Here is a 19,172-nt window from a genome sequence, read left to right on the forward strand (position 1 = left end):
CAAGTAATCTGTGTGAACACTCACATGCATCTCTGCACTTTAGGTATTGAGTTAGTCGTATAGGTAAGGAGGTGATCCAGCCCCAGGTTCCCCTAGGGCTACCTTGTTACGACTTCACCCCAGTCATGAACCACAAAGTGGTGAGCGTTCTCCCGAAGGTTAAACTACCCACTTCTTTTGCAGCCCACTCCCATGGTGTGACGGGCGGTGTGTACAAGGCCCGGGAACGTATTCACCGTGGCATTCTGATCCACGATTACTAGCGATTCCGACTTCACGGAGTCGAGTTGCAGACTCCGATCCGGACTACGACGTACTTTGTGAGATTAGCTCCACCTCGCGGCTTTGCAACCCTCTGTATACGCCATTGTAGCACGTGTGTAGCCCTACTCGTAAGGGCCATGATGACTTGACGTCGTCCCCACCTTCCTCCGGTTTATCACCGGCAGTCTCCCTAGAGTTCCCACCATTACGTGCTGGCAAATAAGGATAGGGGTTGCGCTCGTTGCGGGACTTAACCCAACATTTCACAACACGAGCTGACGACAGCCATGCAGCACCTGTCTCACAGTTCCCGAAGGCACAAGTCCATCTCTGGTCTCTTCTGTGGATGTCAAGAGTAGGTAAGGTTCTTCGCGTTGCATCGAATTAAACCACATGCTCCACCGCTTGTGCGGGCCCCCGTCAATTCATTTGAGTTTTAACCTTGCGGCCGTACTCCCCAGGCGGTCTACTTAATGCGTTAGCTTGGGAGCCCAGTGACTAAGTCACCAAACTCCGAGTAGACATCGTTTACGGCGTGGACTACCAGGGTATCTAATCCTGTTTGCTCCCCACGCTTTCGTGCATGAGCGTCAGTCTTTGTCCAGGGGGCCGCCTTCGCCACCGGTATTCCTCCAGATATCTACGCATTTCACCGCTACACCTGGAATTCTACCCCCCTCTACAAGACTCTAGTTCGCCAGTTCCAAATGCAATTCCCAGGTTGAGCCCGGGGATTTCACATCTGGCTTAACAAACCGCCTGCGCACGCTTTACGCCCAGTAATTCCGATTAACGCTCGGACCCTCCGTATTACCGCGGCTGCTGGCACGGAGTTAGCCGGTCCTTCTTCTGTAGGTAACGTCACAGTAATAGTTTATTAAACTATTACCTTTCCTCCCTACTGAAAGTGCTTTACAACCCGAAGGCCTTCTTCACACACGCGGCATGGCTGCATCAGGGTTTCCCCCATTGTGCAATATTCCCCACTGCTGCCTCCCGTAGGAGTCTGGGCCGTGTCTCAGTCCCAGTGTGGCTGATCATCCTCTCAGAACAGCTAGGGATCGTCGCCTTGGTGAGCCATTACCTCACCAACTAGCTAATCCCACCTAGGTTCATCCAATCGCGGAAGGCCCGAAGGTCCCCTCCTTTCCCCCGTAGGGCGTATGCGGTATTAGCAGTCGTTTCCAACTGTTATCCCCCTCGACTGGGCAGATCCCTAGGCATTACTCACCCGTCCGCCGCTCGTCACCTCAGGAGCAAGCTCCCTTGTGTTACCGCTCGACTTGCATGTGTTAGGCCTGCCGCCAGCGTTCAATCTGAGCCATGATCAAACTCTTCAATTAAAGTTTTTTGAAACCAAAAGGTTTCGGCTCAATGAATTCTGATTTCATTAATTAGACTCGGAAGAATCTAAATAATGTTTGTACATATTACTATGAACATTCATCGTTGCATTGAGTTTAAATTTTTTGATTGCCAACATTCCGAAGAACAGAAGACAATTTCGAATAACTCAATACCTGTGAATGTCCACACAGATTTCTTGTTTAGATTGTTAAAGAACGTTGATATCAATTTTTCAGACATCACCATAAGACGCTAGGTCGTTGGCTTGGGGTGCGTATTCTACGCTTTCCCGTGTTGGCGTCAAGTGTTTTTTCAAACTTTCTTTTCGCCTTGAACTCAGTGTTTTGAAGCACTTAATCCAACCTGACTCGGTAACCGCTTACGCTGTCTGCCGTGTCAGTGGATGCGCATTATAGGCACCATACGTTTTTACGCAAGGCCTTTTTAAAGGATTTTAGTAAAAAAGCAATCAACTGAATACTAATCAAACAAGACGGTATTAAAAATACACAACCACGTTCGATTTTGCTTAATTAAACTCCAGTTAATATACAGAAGCGCATTAACGAATATAAAACTGGATAAGAATTATAGTACATATTTACGATTTCAATAAAAAAGACGTGATTTAATGAATACATTGGTGAATAACAACGATTACCTCAGCTACCTATATAGTAGAGGAACTAATTACGTAAACTCTATAGTTAGATGCTATTGAAGAAAATCACTCTATAGTTAACTTTCTTTTTTCTCGTTGCTACGATCAGTACTATCAGTACTATCAGTACTATTGATGTCATCGATGGTTGAGTGTTGTTGTGTCTCTGTTTTATTCAATTCATCACCAACGATGTGGGCCACTTTTAACTTCTTAATAGCTTTAATCGTGATAATAGGTCCAGATAGTGCATATATGTAGAAACCAAGACAAAGAATAATTGCTGGTTCTACAGAAATAATAACGAACACACCTACGAGCAATAACATCACCACGAAATTTACTTTCCCTCGCCAATCGACTTCCTTAAAGGAGTGATAGCGAAAGTTACTGACCATGAGTAGTCCTGTTAAGGCAGTAATCAATGCAGCAAGGTAATTTATATTGGTAGGGTCAAGCTCATATTTAGAACCACTCCAAATACTTCCAGCGATTAAGGCTGCTGCAGCGGGACTAGCTAGACCTTGAAAATAACGTTTATCGGCAACACCAACTTGGGTATTGAAACGAGCTAATCTCAATGCCGCGCAAGCGCAATAAATAAAAGCAGCTAACCAACCTATTTTACCTAAGTCTTGTAATGCCCAATTATAAGCGAGGATGGCTGGAGCCATGCCAAAAGAAACCATATCGGCCAAACTATCATATTCAGCGCCAAAATCACTTTGAGTATTGGTTAATCTTGCGACTCTGCCATCGAGTCCATCGCAAATCATAGCAATAAAGATAGCGATTGCCGCTGACTCGAAGTGACCGTTCATTGATGAAATGACAGCATAAAAACCAGAGAACAGCCCTGCTGTAGTAAATAAGTTGGGTAATAAGTAAATACCTTTATTTTTTACTGGGTGATTAGGTGAATTTTGCATACACTTTACACATTATCGTTTTAGTTGTTGGATTTATACTCAAAGATAGCATATTTTGAAATATTCAAGCATGTCGTCAATTAGCTCTGGGATACTCACATGGGAATTATGCGTTTAGTTTTTGGCTTAGCCACTTTTGCATTTAGTGCATGCTTATATGCCGCGACGATTTACACTTGGGTGGATGATGCTGGGGTTGTGCATTACAGTCAGCAACAACCTTTAAATGTAGATGCTAGCAAGATTTATAGTGAAGATGTAGAACCCGCTAAAATTGGCACTTACACACCACAAAAAAAAACCGCTGTTAACGCGGAGTCTGAATTAGAAATGTCAGCAAAGATCATTAATGAAAAAGACAAACAACAAGCCAAAGACATCTGTGAAAGTGCTAAGCACAGCCTTAGTGTGTTGAAGACTCACAGCAAATTAAATCAACAAGACAAAGCTACTGGTGAAACTTTCGCCATGACAGAAGAACAGAGGCAAGCTGCTATTGCTGAAAACACCGAGCGAGTCAGGTTATTTTGTCAAAGCAAGTAATAAAAAAGGGAGCTAATGCTCCCTTTGTTCAAATAACTTCAGCTAATAATGCGGTATAATATTATTGATTGAAAGCTAGCTTGCCATCTTCTACTACAACTTTAATCATTTTACCTGGCAATAATTGGCCTCGAAGTAATTTTTGGGCTAAAGGATTCTCCACTTCTTGTTGCAATGCTCGTTTTAAAGGCCTTGCACCATAAATAGGATCGAATCCAGCTTCGGCAATTAATGATAAAGCGGCATCAGACAACTCAATATCAAACTCTTTCTCAATAAGACGCTTGCGCAACAATTCAAATTGAATGCTGGCAATGTGTTTGATATTTTCTGCATCTAAGGGATGGAATACCACAGACTCATCAATTCGATTCAAAAACTCTGGACGGAAGCTTTGTGTCACAACATTCATGACCCCAGCTTTCATCTCTTCATAACTCGTATGACCAAAGCCCTCTTGGATAATATCTGATCCAAGGTTAGAGGTCATGATGATTACCGTGTTTTTAAAATCAACCGTTCTGCCTTGACCATCTGTTAAACGGCCATCATCTAATACTTGCAACAACACGTTAAATACATCTGGATGTGCCTTCTCAACTTCGTCTAACAAAATCACTGAGTAAGGCTTACGGCGAACCGCTTCAGTTAAATAACCACCTTCTTCATAACCCACATATCCTGGAGGGGCACCAACTAAACGCGACACGGTATGTTTTTCCATAAATTCAGACATATCAATGCGCACAAGAGCCGATTCTGAATCAAATAAAAACTTAGCTAGCGATTTACATAATTCAGTTTTACCCACACCAGTAGGCCCGAGGAACAAGAACGAACCGATTGGACGTTGCGGATCGGCAAGACCGGCGCGGCTACGGCGAATGGCATTAGATACTGCATCCACAGCCTCGTTTTGGCCAATTACACGTTCATGTAATGCGGTTTCCATATGCAATAGTTTTTCACGTTCGCCTTCGAGCATTTTTGAAACAGGTATCCCTGTCGCTTTCGATAGTACTTCTGCAATCTCGACATCAGTCACTTTATTACGTAACAGTGTCATATCTTGCATTTCGGCTTGTGATGCTAAATCCAACTGTTTTTCAAGTTCAGGAATACGCCCATACTGTAATTCAGACATCCGCGTTAAGTCACCAGCACGTCGAGCAACTTCTAAATCCATTCTCGCCTGTTCGAGATCAGCTTTAATATGTTGAGTACCTGCTAATGCTGCTTTCTCGGTATGCCAAATCTCATTCATTTCAGCCGCTTTACTTTCAAAATCTCTCAGTTCATGTTGTAAAAACTCAAGACGTTTACGACTGGCTTCGTCTGACTCTTTACTTAACGCTTGTTCTTCCAGCTTAAGCTGAATAGCACGGCGCTCTAATCGATCAAGCACTTCGGGCTTAGAATCAATCTGCATCCTGATACTCGATGCGGCTTCATCAATTAAGTCGATAGCTTTGTCAGGCAGTTTACGGTCTGAAATATAACGATGCGACATGGTTGCAGCTGCAACAATAGCAGGATCAGTTATTTCAACATGATGATGTAATTCGTAACGCTCTTTTAAACCACGTAAAATGGCAATGGTGTCTTCAACGCTCGGTTCATCAACAATTACTTTTTGAAAACGGCGTTCAAGTGCAGCATCTTTCTCAATATATTGACGATATTCATCAAGTGTTGTTGCGCCGACACAATGCAAATCACCACGTGCTAAAGCAGGCTTAAGCATATTACCAGCATCCATTGCGCCCTCGCCCTTACCTGCGCCGACCATGGTATGCAGCTCATCAATAAACAGAATGACCTGACCTTCTTCTTGTGATAGCTCATTTAATACTGCTTTTAAGCGTTCTTCGAACTCACCGCGATATTTGGCTCCCGCAATTAACGACCCCATGTCTAATGACAATACCCGTTTATTTTTAATCCCTTCAGGGACTTCACCATTAACAATTCGCTGAGCTAAACCTTCAACAATGGCGGTTTTACCGACACCAGGTTCACCAATTAATACCGGATTATTTTTAGTACGGCGTTGTAGCACTTGAATCGTGCGACGAATTTCCTCATCACGACCAATAACAGGGTCTAACTTACCTTGCTCTGCGCGCTCGGTTAAATCTACGGTAAATTTTTTCAATGCTTGGCGTTGATCTTCAGCATTGGGATCATCAACTTTCTGCCCGCCACGCATGTCTTCAATGGGTTTTTCCATTAACTCTTTGCTTGCACCAGAATCTTTTAATGCTTTGGCAAGGGGGTCATTATTTTCCAATGCAGCCAAGACAAACAATTCAGATGAAATGTATTTGTCTTTGCGCTTTTGCGCTAACTTATCGCATAGGTTTAGTAAACGAATTAACCCTTGTGATAACTGAACATCACCACCAGTACCTTCAACTTGTGGAAAACGCTCCAACTCTTGGCTAACCGCAGAGCGAAGCGCGCTAACACGAATGCCCGCTTGCGTAAGTAAAGAATGGATAGAACCAGAATCTTGATTTAACAGCGCCATCATTAAATGAATAGGTTCAATAAATTGATGATCGCGTCCCAATGCTAATGATTGGGCATCAGAAATGGCAATTTGAAACTTATTAGTCATACGATCGAGTCTCATACAACCTCCTAGGATCTGATACATGTGGAATGGGAAATTAATTCAGAAATGAATAATTTGTTAACTTAAAGATGGGGGCATTTAATGTAAACTCAAGGTTAAAACTTAATCTGGATCAAAAAATTGTTGATTTTTTATACTTGAAAGTTGTTACCAATAATAACTTAAGATTTTAGCCAAATGAGAGAAGCCATTCGTCCAGTTTGCTTGTCACGACGGTAAGAAAAGTAATCAGGTTCAGAAAAGGTACACACATCTGCGCTATAAGTTTGAGTAACGCCTGCTGTAGATAAACGCAACTTAGCTAAGCCGACTAAATCAGCTAAATATTTAGCATTATATTGGATAAAATGAGTTGCCGCTTGCGGATTTTTATTGATAAAAGCATCACGAACGTCAGGACCAACTTCAAATGCACAAGGACCAATTGCAGGACCTAAGTATGCGATTAATGTTGACGGTGGTGAATGAAACATCGCCAATGCTTGCTCGATGACGCCCTCACACAAACCGCGCCACCCGGCATGAACAGCGGCAACTTCGGTACCTTGTTGATTACATAATAATATTGGTAAGCAATCGGCCGTCATTACTACACATACATGGCCAAACTGATTACTGTAACAGCCATCAGCTAACGCTATAGCACTGCCTGGGATCAATGTTTGTACATCAACAACATTAGTACCATGAACTTGTTCAAGCCAAGTTGGCTCAGCCGGTAATGATAATTGCTGAGTTAATATTGCACGATTAGCGAATACATCTTGAGGCTTATCACCAACATGTAGCCCTAAATTCAAACTATCAAATGGGCTAACGCTGACGCCACCAAAACGATTTGTCATCGCAATGGCAACGTTAGCTGGTATTGGCCAATCGTGCTCAAGCATTATAAATACACTATCGGATTAAGCTCAGTATCGACTCGTAGTGCTTTTGTAAGCTCAACCATGTCATCAGGGATCGGCGCATGCCAAGTCATGATTTCACATGTAAATGGATGAGCAAGCTCTAAACGCACTGCGTGTAAAGCTTGGCGCTTAAAGTTTTTGAGTAATTCAAAAAACTCTGGGCTAGCAGATTTAGGCGGACGAGGACGACCACCATAAACCGGATCGCCAACCAACTCATGGCCAATGTGTGCCATATGAACACGAATTTGGTGAGTACGACCAGATTCCAGACGCAAACGTAAACGCGTGTGAGCTCGGAACTTTTCAGACACTCGATAATGAGTCACCGATGGACGACCACCATGGATAACGGCCATTTGAGTACGTCTAGTTGCGTGACGTTCAATAGGTTCATCAACCGTGCCACCAGCCGTCATAGTGCCTAATACAATCGCTTCATACTCACGAACAATATCACGCGCCTGTAATGCGGCAACCAAATGTGTTTGTGCCTCAACTGTTTTAGCGACAACCATTAGCCCTGTAGTGTCTTTATCTAAACGATGAACAATACCCGCTCTTGGTACATGTTCAATATCTGGACAATGATATAATAAAGCATTCATCAATGTGCCGTCTGCGTTACCAGCACCAGGATGAACAACTAAACCAGCTTGCTTGTTAATGACAAGAATATGGTCGTCTTCATAAACAATATTTAAGTCGATATTTTGCGCTTTAGCACTCACTTCTTCTTCAAGTGTTGCCGTAACTTCTACCAACTGAGACTCGAAAACCTTTTCCCGTGGCTTGTCGACTGTGATACCGTCAATAGTAATTGCACCAGATAGGATCCATTCCTTGATGCGTGTGCGCGAGTAGTCAGGGAACAAACCAGCTAATGCTTGGTCTAATCTCAGACCGGTTTGTATTGCTGTTATCTCGCTTTTTAGATTAATCTCTTGTGTCATAGGAACCGTACCCCAGTTTAGGGGTCCAAAGTGAATGTGCTATCTGTTACAATCGGATGTTTTCTATTTTACCGTGAAATGGAAAAATTCTTAACAACAACTTAAAAAGAATTGAATTCAAGTATGTATAAAATTGCCAAAGGTGCCGCCCTAGTATTACTTTCACTGGCTATAACAGCCTGTAGTAGCAGTCCAGAAGACGATGATGTTGCCAGTAAAGCATCACCTGATGTCCTGTACTCTCAAGCAAGAACGTCAATGGAATTAGGTAATTACTCTAAAGCCGTTCGTTCACTTGAAGCATTGGACTCTCGTTTTCCATTTGGTCCGCACAAAACTCAAGTTCAATTAGACTTGATTTTTGCGTATTACAAAATGGATGATGCTGCCTCAGGACTTGCCAATATTGATCGCTTTTTACGCCTCAATCCAACGCATCCTAATATAGATTACGTCTATTATATGCGTGGTTTAACGAATATGCAGGCAGATAATTACTTATTTCACGATTTAATGAATATTGATCGTACCGATCGTGATCCTAAAAATGCTCAAGATGCATTTAAAGATTTTGATCGATTGATTAAATCGTATCCAAATAGCAAGTATTCTGCTGATGCACAACAACGCATGCAGTTCTTAAAGAACCGTTTGGCTAAATATTCAATTCAAGTTGCAGAATATTATATCAAAATGAATGCATGGAGTGCAGCTGCTGTTCGTGCTCAATCAGTTATGGAAAAGTTCCCTGGAACACCATCAACTGAACGCGCGTTAGAAATTATGGTTAAAGCGTATGGCGAATTAGGCCAGGAAAAATTACAACAAAACGTTAAAACCGTAATGAAAGCAAACTTTCCAACTAACGAAGTATTATCTAACTAGTCATCATTCAAACTCACGACTATTAATTAATGTTTCGCATTAAACGCTCCTCGGAGCGTTTTTTTATATCTGATTTTTCAATATTGAATAATTAAGTCGCCATTATTCAATATTTTTACTTGTTATGGTTATCACACAAGTAAAACGGCACCATAACACCATTTGCTGTAGCAACCATCATATGAATGAAGTATTTATGACAATATGATACTTAGGCTGAATTACATTCGATACGCCCAAAATACATCCAAACAAATCGATTTTTGATATAAATATTAAAAACAGGTTGACTCAATGGGTCAAAATCCTTTAAATTGCGTCCGTCGCCCGAATAGCTCAGTCGGTAGAGCAGAGGATTGAAAATCCTCGTGTCCCTGGTTCGATTCCGGGTTCGGGCACCATATTTACATTGGTGGCGACAGCGACTAATAGAATAAAGTTATTTCGCGATACATGTTTTGCAGGTGTGGTGGAATTGGTAGACACGTCAGCTTCAGGTGCTGATGCTCGTAAGGGCGTGGAGGTTCAAGTCCTCTCACCTGTACCAAATAACTTTATACGATTTAACAAAAAGGCCTCGCATTGCGAGGCCTTTTTGTTTTTGTTACTTGTATCACTTTGAAGAGTGTTAAAGCCACATATTATTTAGCTGCTCAGATAACATATTAACTGGATTGCTTTACTGTATCGTTAATGGTTAATGGTTAATGGTTAGGCAATAAAATCAGTTGGATGTTAACGCTACAATATCGCTATCTCGTTATGCTCCATCAAACAGTTGGTTCACTGACGAGTCCGTCAACTCGCCAGAAAACCTGCGACAACATAAAACAGTGATTACATGGGCTCAATATAATCCACCATTAGCTGCACAGTTTGATTTCCTCTAAACTCGTTCACATCAAGCTTATAGACCACACGAGCATGTTTAATGGTTGCATCAGGCCATATGGCTAAATCCACATTAAAAGCAATGCCGTCTAACATCGTACTGCCACATTCAGTCTCAAGTAATAATTTTAAGTGTTTTTCACCTACGATACGCTGTTGCACGACCTTAAATACGCCATCAAACAGTGGCTCTTCAAAGGACTGCCCCCATGGTCCTGCATTTCGTAATAAAAATGCTGTATCAAGCGTCATTAATGGGCTCGATAACTCACCATCAGAGAGCAACTCTCCCGTCAGCTGTTCATAATCTAATACTTCTCTTACCGCATCATCATAAGCTTGCTTAAACTGCTCGAACACATCTGCTTTTAATGATAGCCCTGCTGCCATAGCATGACCACCAAACTTGGTTATCATTCCAGGATAGAGACCATTAATGCGTTCGAGTAAATCTCGCATATGCAGGCCTTTAATCGACCGGGCAGAACCTTTTATCGCACCATCACCGGCATCGGCAAAGGCAATAACCGGCCGATGATAACGATCCTTAATTCGTGAGGCCAAAATGCCAATAACACCTTGATGCCAATCTTCCTGAAAAATGGCGATACCCCACGGCAAATCTTCTTCATTGAGCGACACTTTCGATAAACTCTTTAATGCCTCTTGCTGCATACCCGTTTCAAGTTCGCGGCGCTCTTGGTTTAATCCATCTAATTCGGCTGCCATTCTTCTGGCTAACATGATGTCTTCACACAGTAAAGTTTCAACCCCTAGTGCCATTTCATCTAAACGACCAGCAGCATTGAGCCGAGGTCCAACTGCAAAACCAAAATCAGCAGCAACAATCTTTTCAGGACTCCGCTTAGCCACTTCAAGCAATGCTGTAATGCCAACACGACAGCGGCCACTTCTGACTCGCTGCAAACCAGCATTGACTAGAATACGGTTATTCGTGTCTAGCGACACAACATCTGCGACAGTACCTAAAGCGACAATATCAAGCAATGTGCCCAGATTAGGCTCAGTAATTTGCTGTTGTTGATACCAATTACGCTGCCTTAATTTTGCACGTAAAGCAGACATCAGATAAAACGCTACCCCAACACCGGCAATAGACTTACTGGCAAACGGACAACCGGGCTGATTTGGATTAACAATAACATCAGCATTGGGCAAAGTGCTGCCAGGTAAATGGTGGTCTGTCACGATAACAGTCATTCCCAGCAACTTTGCTGCTGCCACCCCTTCAATTGACGAAATACCATTATCAACGGTAATGAGTACATCTGCATTTTTAGTAAAAGCCACCGCAACAATTTCAGGGCTTAAGCCATAACCATAATCAAACCGATTGGGAATAAGGTAGTCAACATGCTTAGCCCCCATCATTTTCAGCGCCAACATACACACACTAGTCGACGTGGCACCATCAGCATCAAAATCTCCAACAATCAGAATCGATTGCTGCGCAGCAATAGCATCCGCAATAATCACAGCGGCTTCTGCAAGCCCTTTCATGGTATCTGGGCGCAATAACTTACTTAGCACTAATTCGCAGTTATCTTCATTGACGCCACGGCGAGCATAGAGCTGTTTCAGTAATGGTGATAAAGAAGCAGGTAAATGACTATCATCAACCTGAGGGCGACGGACTATTTTATGAGACAAAAGGCAACCTTAAACGGGTAATTAGAGAATAGAGCATAACAAAAAGGTGAGCCTAAGCTCACCTTGATTTTACGTTTTTAGCACACGCTTTACGACGTTGATTTACTAGTCTGAATTATAAATTCGATTCAATCGTACGTAATAAGTCTGCCGGAGCTTGATAACCAGGTACCATCACACCATTTTCTAAAATCAACGCTGGTGTGCCGTTAACACCGAATGACATACCTAACTTATACTGCGCTGCAATATCAATATCACAACTAGCCGCTTTAACATTGCCACCATTTTTAGCTTCTGTCATAGCTTTTAAAGGATCTTTAGCACACCATACCGCTTGCATCTCGTCTGCATTAGCAGATGGAATGCCCGCACGAGGATAAGCTAAATAACGAATCGTAATACCTAAATCATTATAGCCTTGCATTTGATTATGCAGCTTACGGCAATAACCACAATCTACGTCGGTAAATATTGTGACCACATGCTTTTCGTTTTTCGCTTTGTAAACCAACATCTCATCTTCAAACGGCTTAAGTAACTCTATACGAGGTCCAGCTAAAGCTGCCTCAGTTAAGTTTTTCATGCCTTTATCCATGTCATACAGATTGCCATGAAATAGCTTTGCGCCATCTTTGGTGACGTATAGGACTCCGCGATCTGTTAGTGCTTGATATAAACCATCGACTGGAGATTGTTGAATGAGCATCACGTTGACCCCTAAGGTTTCAGTGAGTTTTTGCTTTAATGCTGATTCATTGGATACATCGGTCGCAGTTGCCGCTGACACAATAGGGGCAATAATAAGGCTGGCAACAAGGGCGAATGCTTTAGTTAACTTCATGGTAATTCCTATATTACACGGGTTCATAATCAATAGACCCGACTTCGTAAGCAAAACTTACAGATTTAATTTCGCTAGCGCAACAAATACTCATTATCTTAAATGTAAGAATTTGAAACCCACACGGATACACAACCCGCTAAGCTAACCGCGTGGATGATGTTGGCTATGTAGTTGCTGTAAGCGTACTTTAGCAACATGTGTATAAATTTGAGTGGTCGATAAATCACTGTGACCGAGTAACAATTGTACCACACGTAAATCTGCGCCATGGTTAAGTAAATGGGTAGCAAAAGCATGGCGTAACGTATGTGGAGATAGATGACATTGAATACCCGCTCTGGCCGCATACAATTTAATTCGATGCCAAAAGGTTTGTCTGGTCATCATTTGCCCACGGCGAGAGGGAAACAAAACATCAGACTGTTTCATACTTAATAGTTCAGCACGAGCAAACTTGATGTACTGCTCAACAGCTGTAATGGCCAGTTCACCTAAAGGGACCAAACGCTCTTTGCCTCCTTTACCCATCACCCTCACTAAACCTTGGCGCAAACTAATCTGCTCCATCGTTAAACTTACCAATTCAGTCACCCGCAGCCCTGTGGCATACAAAAGCTCTAACATGGCTTTATCTCGGTGCTCGATCGGATCATCAATATTTGGCTCTGATAACAAATTGTCTATTTGCGCTTCAGACAATGTATCCGGTAATTGGCGAACGAGCTTAGGTGACTTGATTAATGCAGTCGGGTCTTGGCTAATTTTCTGCTTAACTAATAAGTAAGCATAAAAACGCCGTAAACTACTGAGAAGTCTCGCTGTACTACTTTTAGCAAATTGCTTATCAAAACGTTCAGCAAGATAGTCACGCAGTAAGGCCTGGTCAACTTGCAGCAAATCCTTACCTTTAGTCAAAATGTAACGTTCTGCATTTTGTAAATCTGTACGATAAGATACCAAGGTATTATCACTTAGCCCGTTAGTTGACCATAAATCATCAAGAAACTGGTTAATTAAAGGATCGGGTTGATAAACAGGTTTGGCCAAAGCGGTATCCAATAAATAATAAAAAACGACGTTAGATAATCTATCATAACGTCGTTATATTGCTCTGTTAATTATGATCTATTTAACAATTAAGCATCCGCTTTTTGATCCAGATTTTTGGGTATAAACAAACACACAATTGCCGTTAACGCAGTAGGTAGCAACCAAGCCATCCCCTCTACATGCAGTGGCATAAAGTCTAGGAAGCTCATATCCATGCCTGCCGTTTGTAACCCATCAAAAATACCGAAAAATAATGCCACACTCAGCACGACACGATGCGAAAATGCCGGTCTAGCAAAGCGTTCTGTCAAAAAAGTCACCAATACCAATGCTATCGCAACTGGGTAAATCGTCATTAACACAGGAATACTGATGCTTATTAATTGCGATAAACCTACGTTAGCGACAGTGGCACAAATCACACTTAATAAAACCACCAGCAACTTGTACGATAATCTAGGCATTAATTCATTAAAAAATTCAGAACAAGCGGTGACTAAACCAACCGCAGTCGTTAAGCAAGCAAGCGTCACAACCGTTGACAGCATTAAGGTGCCAATATTGCCAAAATGATGAGTCACATAGTTTGTTAAAATTTGGCCACCATTGTCGGCACCAATAGCAAAATCACCTGCTGAAGCACCAAGATAAAATAACGACACATACACAAATGCTAAACCACCAGCAGCAATAAATGCTGCACGAACTAAATACTTAGTTTGATCGGCCGCATCGTTAACACCTTTTTTGCGCAACAAATCGATGATTAGCATACCAAACATCAATGATGCCAAGGTATCCATGGTGTTATAACCTTCAATAATCCCTTTGGTTAATGGACTATTAATATATTCACCAACCGGCAGGTTCACCTCTGCGCCAGGAAGAATAATCACAGAACTGGCTAATCCCACCAATAGTAGAATCAATACAGGCGTAAGTATTTTACCAACGCTATCGAGTAATTTTCCTGGAAATAAAGATAAAAACATCACAATGGAGAAAAACACCAAAGTATAAATAAGTTGCGCAATACTGAACTCTTTGCCGCCGAGCATCATTAACGCATCGGGATTACTAATAAAAGGTCTTGCGCCAATTTCAAATGCCACCAATGCAGTACGTGGGGCGGCAAATGCTGGGCCAATGATGATATAAATCGCAATGGCTAATGCTGTAGCCGCAAACGCAGGTAATAACGCCATCACTTTACCGTTAGCTTTAGCAACGGCAATTAAGCCTATAAGTGGCATACCCACTGCGGTAATTAAGAAACCGAACATCGCAAAAGACATATTCTCGCCAGCAAGCATGCCAGCAAAAGGTGGAAAAATTAAGTTACCCGCACCTAAAAAAAACGCAAAGGTCATAAACCCTAACCCTAGCGTATCAGTCACACTCATTTTGGTTGTTTGCACTACTAGCCTCGTTTTATTGTTATGTTTTTTAACAAACCTAATTGATTACGCCATAATTAGCTACTGCTGAGCTGAACGAATAATAAATTGTAAAGTTAAAAATACACTTAAAAATAGTAAACTTTGTTAAGAGAGTAACGAAAATGACTCGTTAACTCAGTATTCAGCGTTACATCCCTGTCAAATAGCCTTAATTAGACTTTTTACTCGATTTAATTCGTAAAAAAGCGCGCAAACTAATACCAAATATCGCCTTAATACTCAAGCTCCAGCCCCCTAAACAATAAAAAAAACCAGTTTAGTTACGATTTATGGCAAGACTTGTGTACATATTCACCACATCTATGATTTTTAAGTTAATTGACCATAACAAAAAGTCAACCATACAGGCTGGAGACAATTAACACGCGACAGTAAAAATCAAAGCAGTTATGATCTTATCCGAGTCGTCCACACAGCCCAAAGAGTAATCAATTATCTATGTCTTTTACGTTTAAACAATTTCATATCGATGATCAACAGTGTGGTATGGCAGTCAGTACTGATGCAGTTTTACTCGGAGCTTGGGCTGAATTAACTCAATCAAGTCATATTTTAGATATCGGTGCAGGAAGTGGTTTACTCAGTTTAATGGCTGCACAACGAAGTCCTCATCACACCAGTATTATTGCAGTAGAAATAGACAATGCTGCAGCAAAGGCTTGCCAATTTAATATTAAGCAAAGCCCTTGGTCAGAGACAGTGCAACTATTTCACGGTGCTATTCAAGACTTCCAACAACGTCACAACAACAATGATGAGCCATTATTCGACCATATTATTTGTAACCCTCCCTACTTTGAACAGGGCACACAAGCCAAAAATAGTGCACGTGCTGACGCCAGACATACTAATACCTTGTCCTTTGCAGAATTACAGAACGTGATTAGCCAATTACTAGCCCCGCAAGGCACGGCAAGTGTTATTTTACCGCTGCAAAGTTTAGCCAGTTTTATCCAACAACTTAACGCTTATGGTCTATTCGTTGCTAAGCAGCTTGATATCATTAGCATTGAGGGAAAGGTAGCTAACCGATCAATATTGGCAATCCAACACGACCCAACAACAGCTGAACCACAAACACTAACCAATCCTGCTGTGGAAACTCAGTATCATCAAATGACGATCCGCGATAAACAAGGGCGATACAGCGAAACGATGATAGATTTATGTCGTCCATTCTACTTAAAGCTTTAGCCTGCTCATTAGGTCAGCTATAATACTCAACTATTTTTCAGCGAGACCAGCGCATGCAATTTGAAGATTTCCAGCTCGACCCTAGCTTATTAGAGTCACTCAAGGCCATGGGACACAACACCCCTACCACTATTCAGCAGCAAACTATTCCATTGGCCATGGATCAGCGGGATATTTTAGCGCGTGCGCCAACCGGCACCGGTAAGACAGCCAGTTTTTTACTGCCTGCTTTACAGCACCTTATTGACTTCCCACGTCGTTTTGAAGGCCAAGCACGCATTTTGGTGCTAACGCCAACACGTGAATTAGCCAGTCAAATTCATCGTTATGCAAGCCATTTAGCCACTGGGCTTGAGCTTAATATCGCCATTATTACTGGTGGTGTGCCATATGGCCCACAAGAAGAAGCACTTGCAGACAATGTTGATTTATTGATCGCCACCCCTGGTCGATTAATGGAATACCTAGATAAAGACAAATTTGACGCCACTGAAGTTGAAATTTTAATTATTGATGAAGCTGACCGTATGCTTGATATGGGTTTCTCATCAGTAGTGCAATCAATTGCCATTGAAGCTCAAGGCCGCAAACAGAACATGCTGTTTTCTGCCACGCTTGAAGGTAATGGGGTTAACCGTTTCGCACGCGACTTATTAACCGATCCAGTAATGGTCGATGTTGAAGCGCCACGCAGTGAAAAAGCCAAAGTACACCAGTGGGTTCACTTGGCTGACGATCAAGCACATAAATTTGCGTTATTATGTCATATTCTTCAACAAGAAAATGTTACACGCACCATTGTGTTTGTTAAAACTCGCGAAATGGTTGCCAGCCTTGAAGGTTTATTGCTAAAAGCGAATATCCCATGTGCATTTATGCGTGGCGATATGGAGCAGAAAAAACGCTTCCAAGCACTGGGTCGTTTTTCTAAAGGCGAAGTGAATGTGCTTTTGGCGACGGATGTTGCAGCTCGAGGAATCGATGTTGATGATATTACTCATGTGATTAACTTTGACATGCCACGTTCTGCTGACGCGTATGTTCATCGAATTGGCCGTACTGCGCGCGCGGGCGCAAAAGGAACAGCGATTTCATTAGTTGAAGCGCACGATATGCGTATTGTGTCTAAAATTGAACGTTACATTGAGATCCCACTGAAACGCCGTGTGATTGAAGAACTTCGCCCTAAACACAAAGAAGCTAAAGTGCCTGGTAAGAAAAAAGCCAATGCAAAAGATGCTCGAGTTAAATCGAAAAAATATAAGAAAAAGTAACTTTTAGGCAGACTTATATTACGTCCAAAAATACATTGACCAACTAGTATTAAAGCGAATTACTCTGTAATTCGCTTTTTTTATCCCTAAAGCCTATAAATCATCACTAACTAGACCTAATACCACTGCAAAGTGTCAAGATATGTCAATTTGCGCACAAAAAACACCCACCAAGTAAATCAATTCTAAGCCGCTAATTACAATGAATTAAAACGTTAACAGTACATTTCACCCTAGCTGAAACATCTCAAAAAAGCCTGTTTGTTAAGCTTTAATCGTAGAATCATAAAAAACACAAAATTTTGAAACATTTTATTTACATCAAACTATTTAGATAAACGTCATACTCTGTTAATTTAGATGTAATGAGTAATAAAAATGAATCTGAATGAACATGTTAGCCAACGAAGTTAACTGTCTTTAGCATTATTTCAGCATGGATACGCAAAAGAAATGATAAAAATCATACTAAGAAGATTGTCACCACTCTTGATCATTATTGTATTTGTTGGGTTAGCCCTGGCACTTATTAGCACCCAAGAAGCTCCAGAGCAAAAAGATGAAGCTATCAGTGTACCTATTATTGATGTGCAAACTGTTACGCCGCAAACCTTGTCGCTTAACTTACCTTCTTATGGCGTGGTAAATCCCAAATATAAAACTCAGCTTGTCACCGAAGTTCAAGGGCGCATGTTGGGTATTTCAGCCAATTTTGTTGCCGGTGGCGTGGTAAAAAAAGGCGAACAACTGGCTATTATCGAACCATCTGATTACGAAGCTGACCTTATTCAGGCCGAAGCGACTGTCGCTCAAGCCACCGCGGCATTAAATGAAGAAAAAGCCCGCGGTGTAGTGGCTAAAATTGAATTTAAAGACTTTGGCAAAGGCTTACCGCCAGAGCTAGGGTTACGTATTCCACAACTGAAAAAAGAACAAGCCAACGTCAAGTATGCAGAAGCTGCATTAGCACGCGCACAACGTAACTTAGCGCGCACCGTTATTCGCGCGCCATTTGACGGCATAATTAAGGCCCGCAATGTCGACTTAGGCCAATATGTCACGTTAGGCACAAACTTAGGTGAGCTATACGACACCAGTATTGCCGAAATCAGATTGCCGTTAGCAAATGAAGATCTCGCTTATTTAGAGTCTGTCGATAATCCTGAAACCGCAGTTACACTCACAGCATTGCTGGCGGGTAAGCAAGTCTCTTGGCAAGGCAATATAGTGCGCAGCGAAAACGTCATCGACGAACAAACTCGCATGGTATACCTCGTTGCTGAAATTCATGACCCGTATCTGCGCAACAACAAAACCGAAGGTCAGTTGCCCTTAAAATACGGCAGCTTTGTTAATGCCGTTATCACAGGCAGAACCGTTAATGATGTAGTAAAGCTACCTCGTCATGTGGTGCGTAATGGTCAGGTTGCCGTAGTGAGTGCAGATAATATTATCGAAATGCGCAAGGTGAACATTATTCGCTCAGACGTTGATACCATTTATATTCAAGGCAGTTTCAAGGCAAATGAGCGCGTATCAACCACTAGCATTAACAGCTTGAATTCAGGACAGGCTATCAAAGTACTGGGTGAAGAAACCAAGACTGAACCAGTCGATACTGACACCCAAGCCGCTACGACTGCAGGTGAATAAT

13 protein-coding genes, 2 tRNA genes and 1 rRNA gene are annotated in these 19,172 nt (G+C 41.9%); 7 read left to right on the forward strand and 9 right to left on the reverse strand.

Features of this window, described 5'->3' with window-relative positions:
- Positions 1–64: 64 nt before the first annotated feature.
- Together EGC86_RS13710 and pssA are read right to left on the reverse strand one after the other, a co-directional pair.
- Positions 65–1,607 (reverse strand): 16S ribosomal RNA (locus EGC86_RS13710).
- A gap of 742 nt (positions 1,608–2,349) precedes the next feature.
- Positions 2,350–3,201 carry a CDP-diacylglycerol--serine O-phosphatidyltransferase gene (gene pssA, locus EGC86_RS13715; protein ID WP_123777938.1) on the reverse strand — a complete coding sequence of 284 codons (852 nt, stop codon included), beginning with the start codon at positions 3,199–3,201 and terminating at the stop codon, positions 2,350–2,352.
- A 99-nt stretch (positions 3,202–3,300) separates the two neighbouring features.
- Here pssA and EGC86_RS13720 point away from each other — a divergent pair, with 99 nt between their 5' ends.
- Positions 3,301–3,744 (forward strand): DUF4124 domain-containing protein, encoded by a 444-nt coding sequence (locus EGC86_RS13720; protein ID WP_123777939.1) that lies wholly within the window; start codon positions 3,301–3,303, stop codon positions 3,742–3,744.
- Positions 3,745–3,805: 61 nt separating this feature from the next.
- On the opposite strand, the gene clpB is transcribed toward EGC86_RS13720, so the two are convergent.
- The 3 genes from clpB to rluD all read right to left on the reverse strand — a co-directional run bounded on the left by clpB (position 3,806) and on the right by rluD (position 8,246).
- Positions 3,806–6,379 carry an ATP-dependent chaperone ClpB gene (gene clpB, locus EGC86_RS13725; protein WP_123777940.1) on the reverse strand — a complete coding sequence of 858 codons (2,574 nt, stop codon included), beginning with the start codon at positions 6,377–6,379 and terminating at the stop codon, positions 3,806–3,808.
- 164 nt (positions 6,380–6,543) lie between these two features.
- On the reverse strand, positions 6,544–7,272 hold the full coding sequence (gene pgeF, locus EGC86_RS13730; protein ID WP_123777941.1) for a peptidoglycan editing factor PgeF: 729 nt from the start codon (positions 7,270–7,272) through the stop codon (positions 6,544–6,546).
- Positions 7,272–8,246 (reverse strand): 23S rRNA pseudouridine(1911/1915/1917) synthase RluD, encoded by a 975-nt coding sequence (rluD, locus tag EGC86_RS13735; RefSeq protein ID WP_011636154.1) that lies wholly within the window; start codon positions 8,244–8,246, stop codon positions 7,272–7,274. Before rluD ends, pgeF begins: the two co-directional genes overlap by 1 nt.
- 123 nt (positions 8,247–8,369) lie before the next feature.
- On the opposite strand from rluD, the gene EGC86_RS13740 reads away from it, so the two are divergent.
- The 3 genes from EGC86_RS13740 to EGC86_RS13750 all read left to right on the forward strand — a co-directional run bounded on the left by EGC86_RS13740 (position 8,370) and on the right by EGC86_RS13750 (position 9,678).
- Positions 8,370–9,131, forward strand: coding sequence for an outer membrane protein assembly factor BamD (locus tag EGC86_RS13740; RefSeq protein WP_011636153.1), 762 nt, complete (start codon positions 8,370–8,372; stop codon positions 9,129–9,131).
- 325 nt (positions 9,132–9,456) lie between these two features.
- A tRNA-Phe gene (locus EGC86_RS13745) sits at positions 9,457–9,532 on the forward strand.
- A 59-nt stretch (positions 9,533–9,591) separates the two neighbouring features.
- A tRNA-Leu gene (locus EGC86_RS13750) sits at positions 9,592–9,678 on the forward strand.
- A 290-nt stretch (positions 9,679–9,968) separates the two neighbouring features.
- Here the strand turns inward: EGC86_RS13750 and recJ are convergent.
- From recJ to brnQ, 4 genes are all read right to left on the reverse strand, one after another.
- A complete protein-coding gene (gene recJ / locus EGC86_RS13755; protein WP_123777942.1) occupies positions 9,969–11,693 on the reverse strand; it encodes a single-stranded-DNA-specific exonuclease RecJ in 1,725 nt (574 codons plus the stop codon).
- A 115-nt stretch (positions 11,694–11,808) separates the two neighbouring features.
- Complete coding sequence (dsbC, locus tag EGC86_RS13760) at positions 11,809–12,537, reverse strand: bifunctional protein-disulfide isomerase/oxidoreductase DsbC (protein ID WP_041412766.1); 729 nt, start codon at positions 12,535–12,537, stop codon at positions 11,809–11,811.
- A gap of 144 nt (positions 12,538–12,681) precedes the next feature.
- Positions 12,682–13,587, reverse strand: coding sequence for a site-specific tyrosine recombinase XerD (xerD, locus tag EGC86_RS13765; protein ID WP_041412765.1), 906 nt, complete (start codon positions 13,585–13,587; stop codon positions 12,682–12,684).
- An 89-nt stretch (positions 13,588–13,676) separates the two neighbouring features.
- Positions 13,677–15,008: a branched-chain amino acid transport system II carrier protein gene (gene brnQ, locus EGC86_RS13770; RefSeq protein WP_041412764.1), complete on the reverse strand. Its 1,332-nt coding sequence runs from the start codon at positions 15,006–15,008 to the stop codon at positions 13,677–13,679.
- A 480-nt stretch (positions 15,009–15,488) separates the two neighbouring features.
- On the opposite strand from brnQ, the gene EGC86_RS13775 reads away from it, so the two are divergent.
- From EGC86_RS13775 to EGC86_RS13785, 3 genes are all read left to right on the forward strand, one after another.
- The gene (locus EGC86_RS13775; RefSeq protein ID WP_123777943.1) at positions 15,489–16,244 is read left to right on the forward strand and encodes a tRNA1(Val) (adenine(37)-N6)-methyltransferase; all 756 of its coding nucleotides are present in this window, start codon (positions 15,489–15,491) and stop codon (positions 16,242–16,244) included.
- A 53-nt stretch (positions 16,245–16,297) separates the two neighbouring features.
- The gene (gene srmB, locus EGC86_RS13780; protein WP_011636147.1) at positions 16,298–17,518 is read left to right on the forward strand and encodes an ATP-dependent RNA helicase SrmB; all 1,221 of its coding nucleotides are present in this window, start codon (positions 16,298–16,300) and stop codon (positions 17,516–17,518) included.
- Positions 17,519–17,971: 453 nt separating this feature from the next.
- The gene (locus tag EGC86_RS13785) at positions 17,972–19,171 is read left to right on the forward strand and encodes an efflux RND transporter periplasmic adaptor subunit (protein WP_123777944.1); all 1,200 of its coding nucleotides are present in this window, start codon (positions 17,972–17,974) and stop codon (positions 19,169–19,171) included.
- Position 19,172 lies beyond the last annotated feature (1 nt).

Origin of the sequence: Shewanella frigidimarina (genome assembly GCF_003797125.1) — a bacterium.
Lineage (GTDB): Bacteria > Pseudomonadota > Gammaproteobacteria > Enterobacterales > Shewanellaceae > Shewanella > Shewanella frigidimarina.

Excerpts from the sequence above, each read along its gene's own strand:
- EGC86_RS13785 (WP_123777944.1), top strand. The coding sequence starts at position 17,972 with ATGATAAAAATCATACTAAGAAGATTGTCACCACTCTTGATCATTATT.
- srmB (WP_011636147.1), top strand. The coding sequence starts at position 16,298 with ATGCAATTTGAAGATTTCCAGCTCGACCCTAGCTTATTAGAGTCACTC.
- dsbC (WP_041412766.1), bottom strand. The coding sequence starts at position 12,537 with ATGAAGTTAACTAAAGCATTCGCCCTTGTTGCCAGCCTTATTATTGCC.
- rluD (WP_011636154.1), bottom strand. The coding sequence starts at position 8,246 with ATGACACAAGAGATTAATCTAAAAAGCGAGATAACAGCAATACAAACC.
- clpB (WP_123777940.1), bottom strand. The coding sequence starts at position 6,379 with ATGAGACTCGATCGTATGACTAATAAGTTTCAAATTGCCATTTCTGAT.
- EGC86_RS13720 (WP_123777939.1), top strand. The coding sequence starts at position 3,301 with ATGGGAATTATGCGTTTAGTTTTTGGCTTAGCCACTTTTGCATTTAGT.
- EGC86_RS13740 (WP_011636153.1), top strand. The coding sequence starts at position 8,370 with ATGTATAAAATTGCCAAAGGTGCCGCCCTAGTATTACTTTCACTGGCT.
- pgeF (WP_123777941.1), bottom strand. The coding sequence starts at position 7,272 with ATGCTTGAGCACGATTGGCCAATACCAGCTAACGTTGCCATTGCGATG.
- pssA (WP_123777938.1), bottom strand. The coding sequence starts at position 3,201 with ATGCAAAATTCACCTAATCACCCAGTAAAAAATAAAGGTATTTACTTA.
- EGC86_RS13775 (WP_123777943.1), top strand. The coding sequence starts at position 15,489 with ATGTCTTTTACGTTTAAACAATTTCATATCGATGATCAACAGTGTGGT.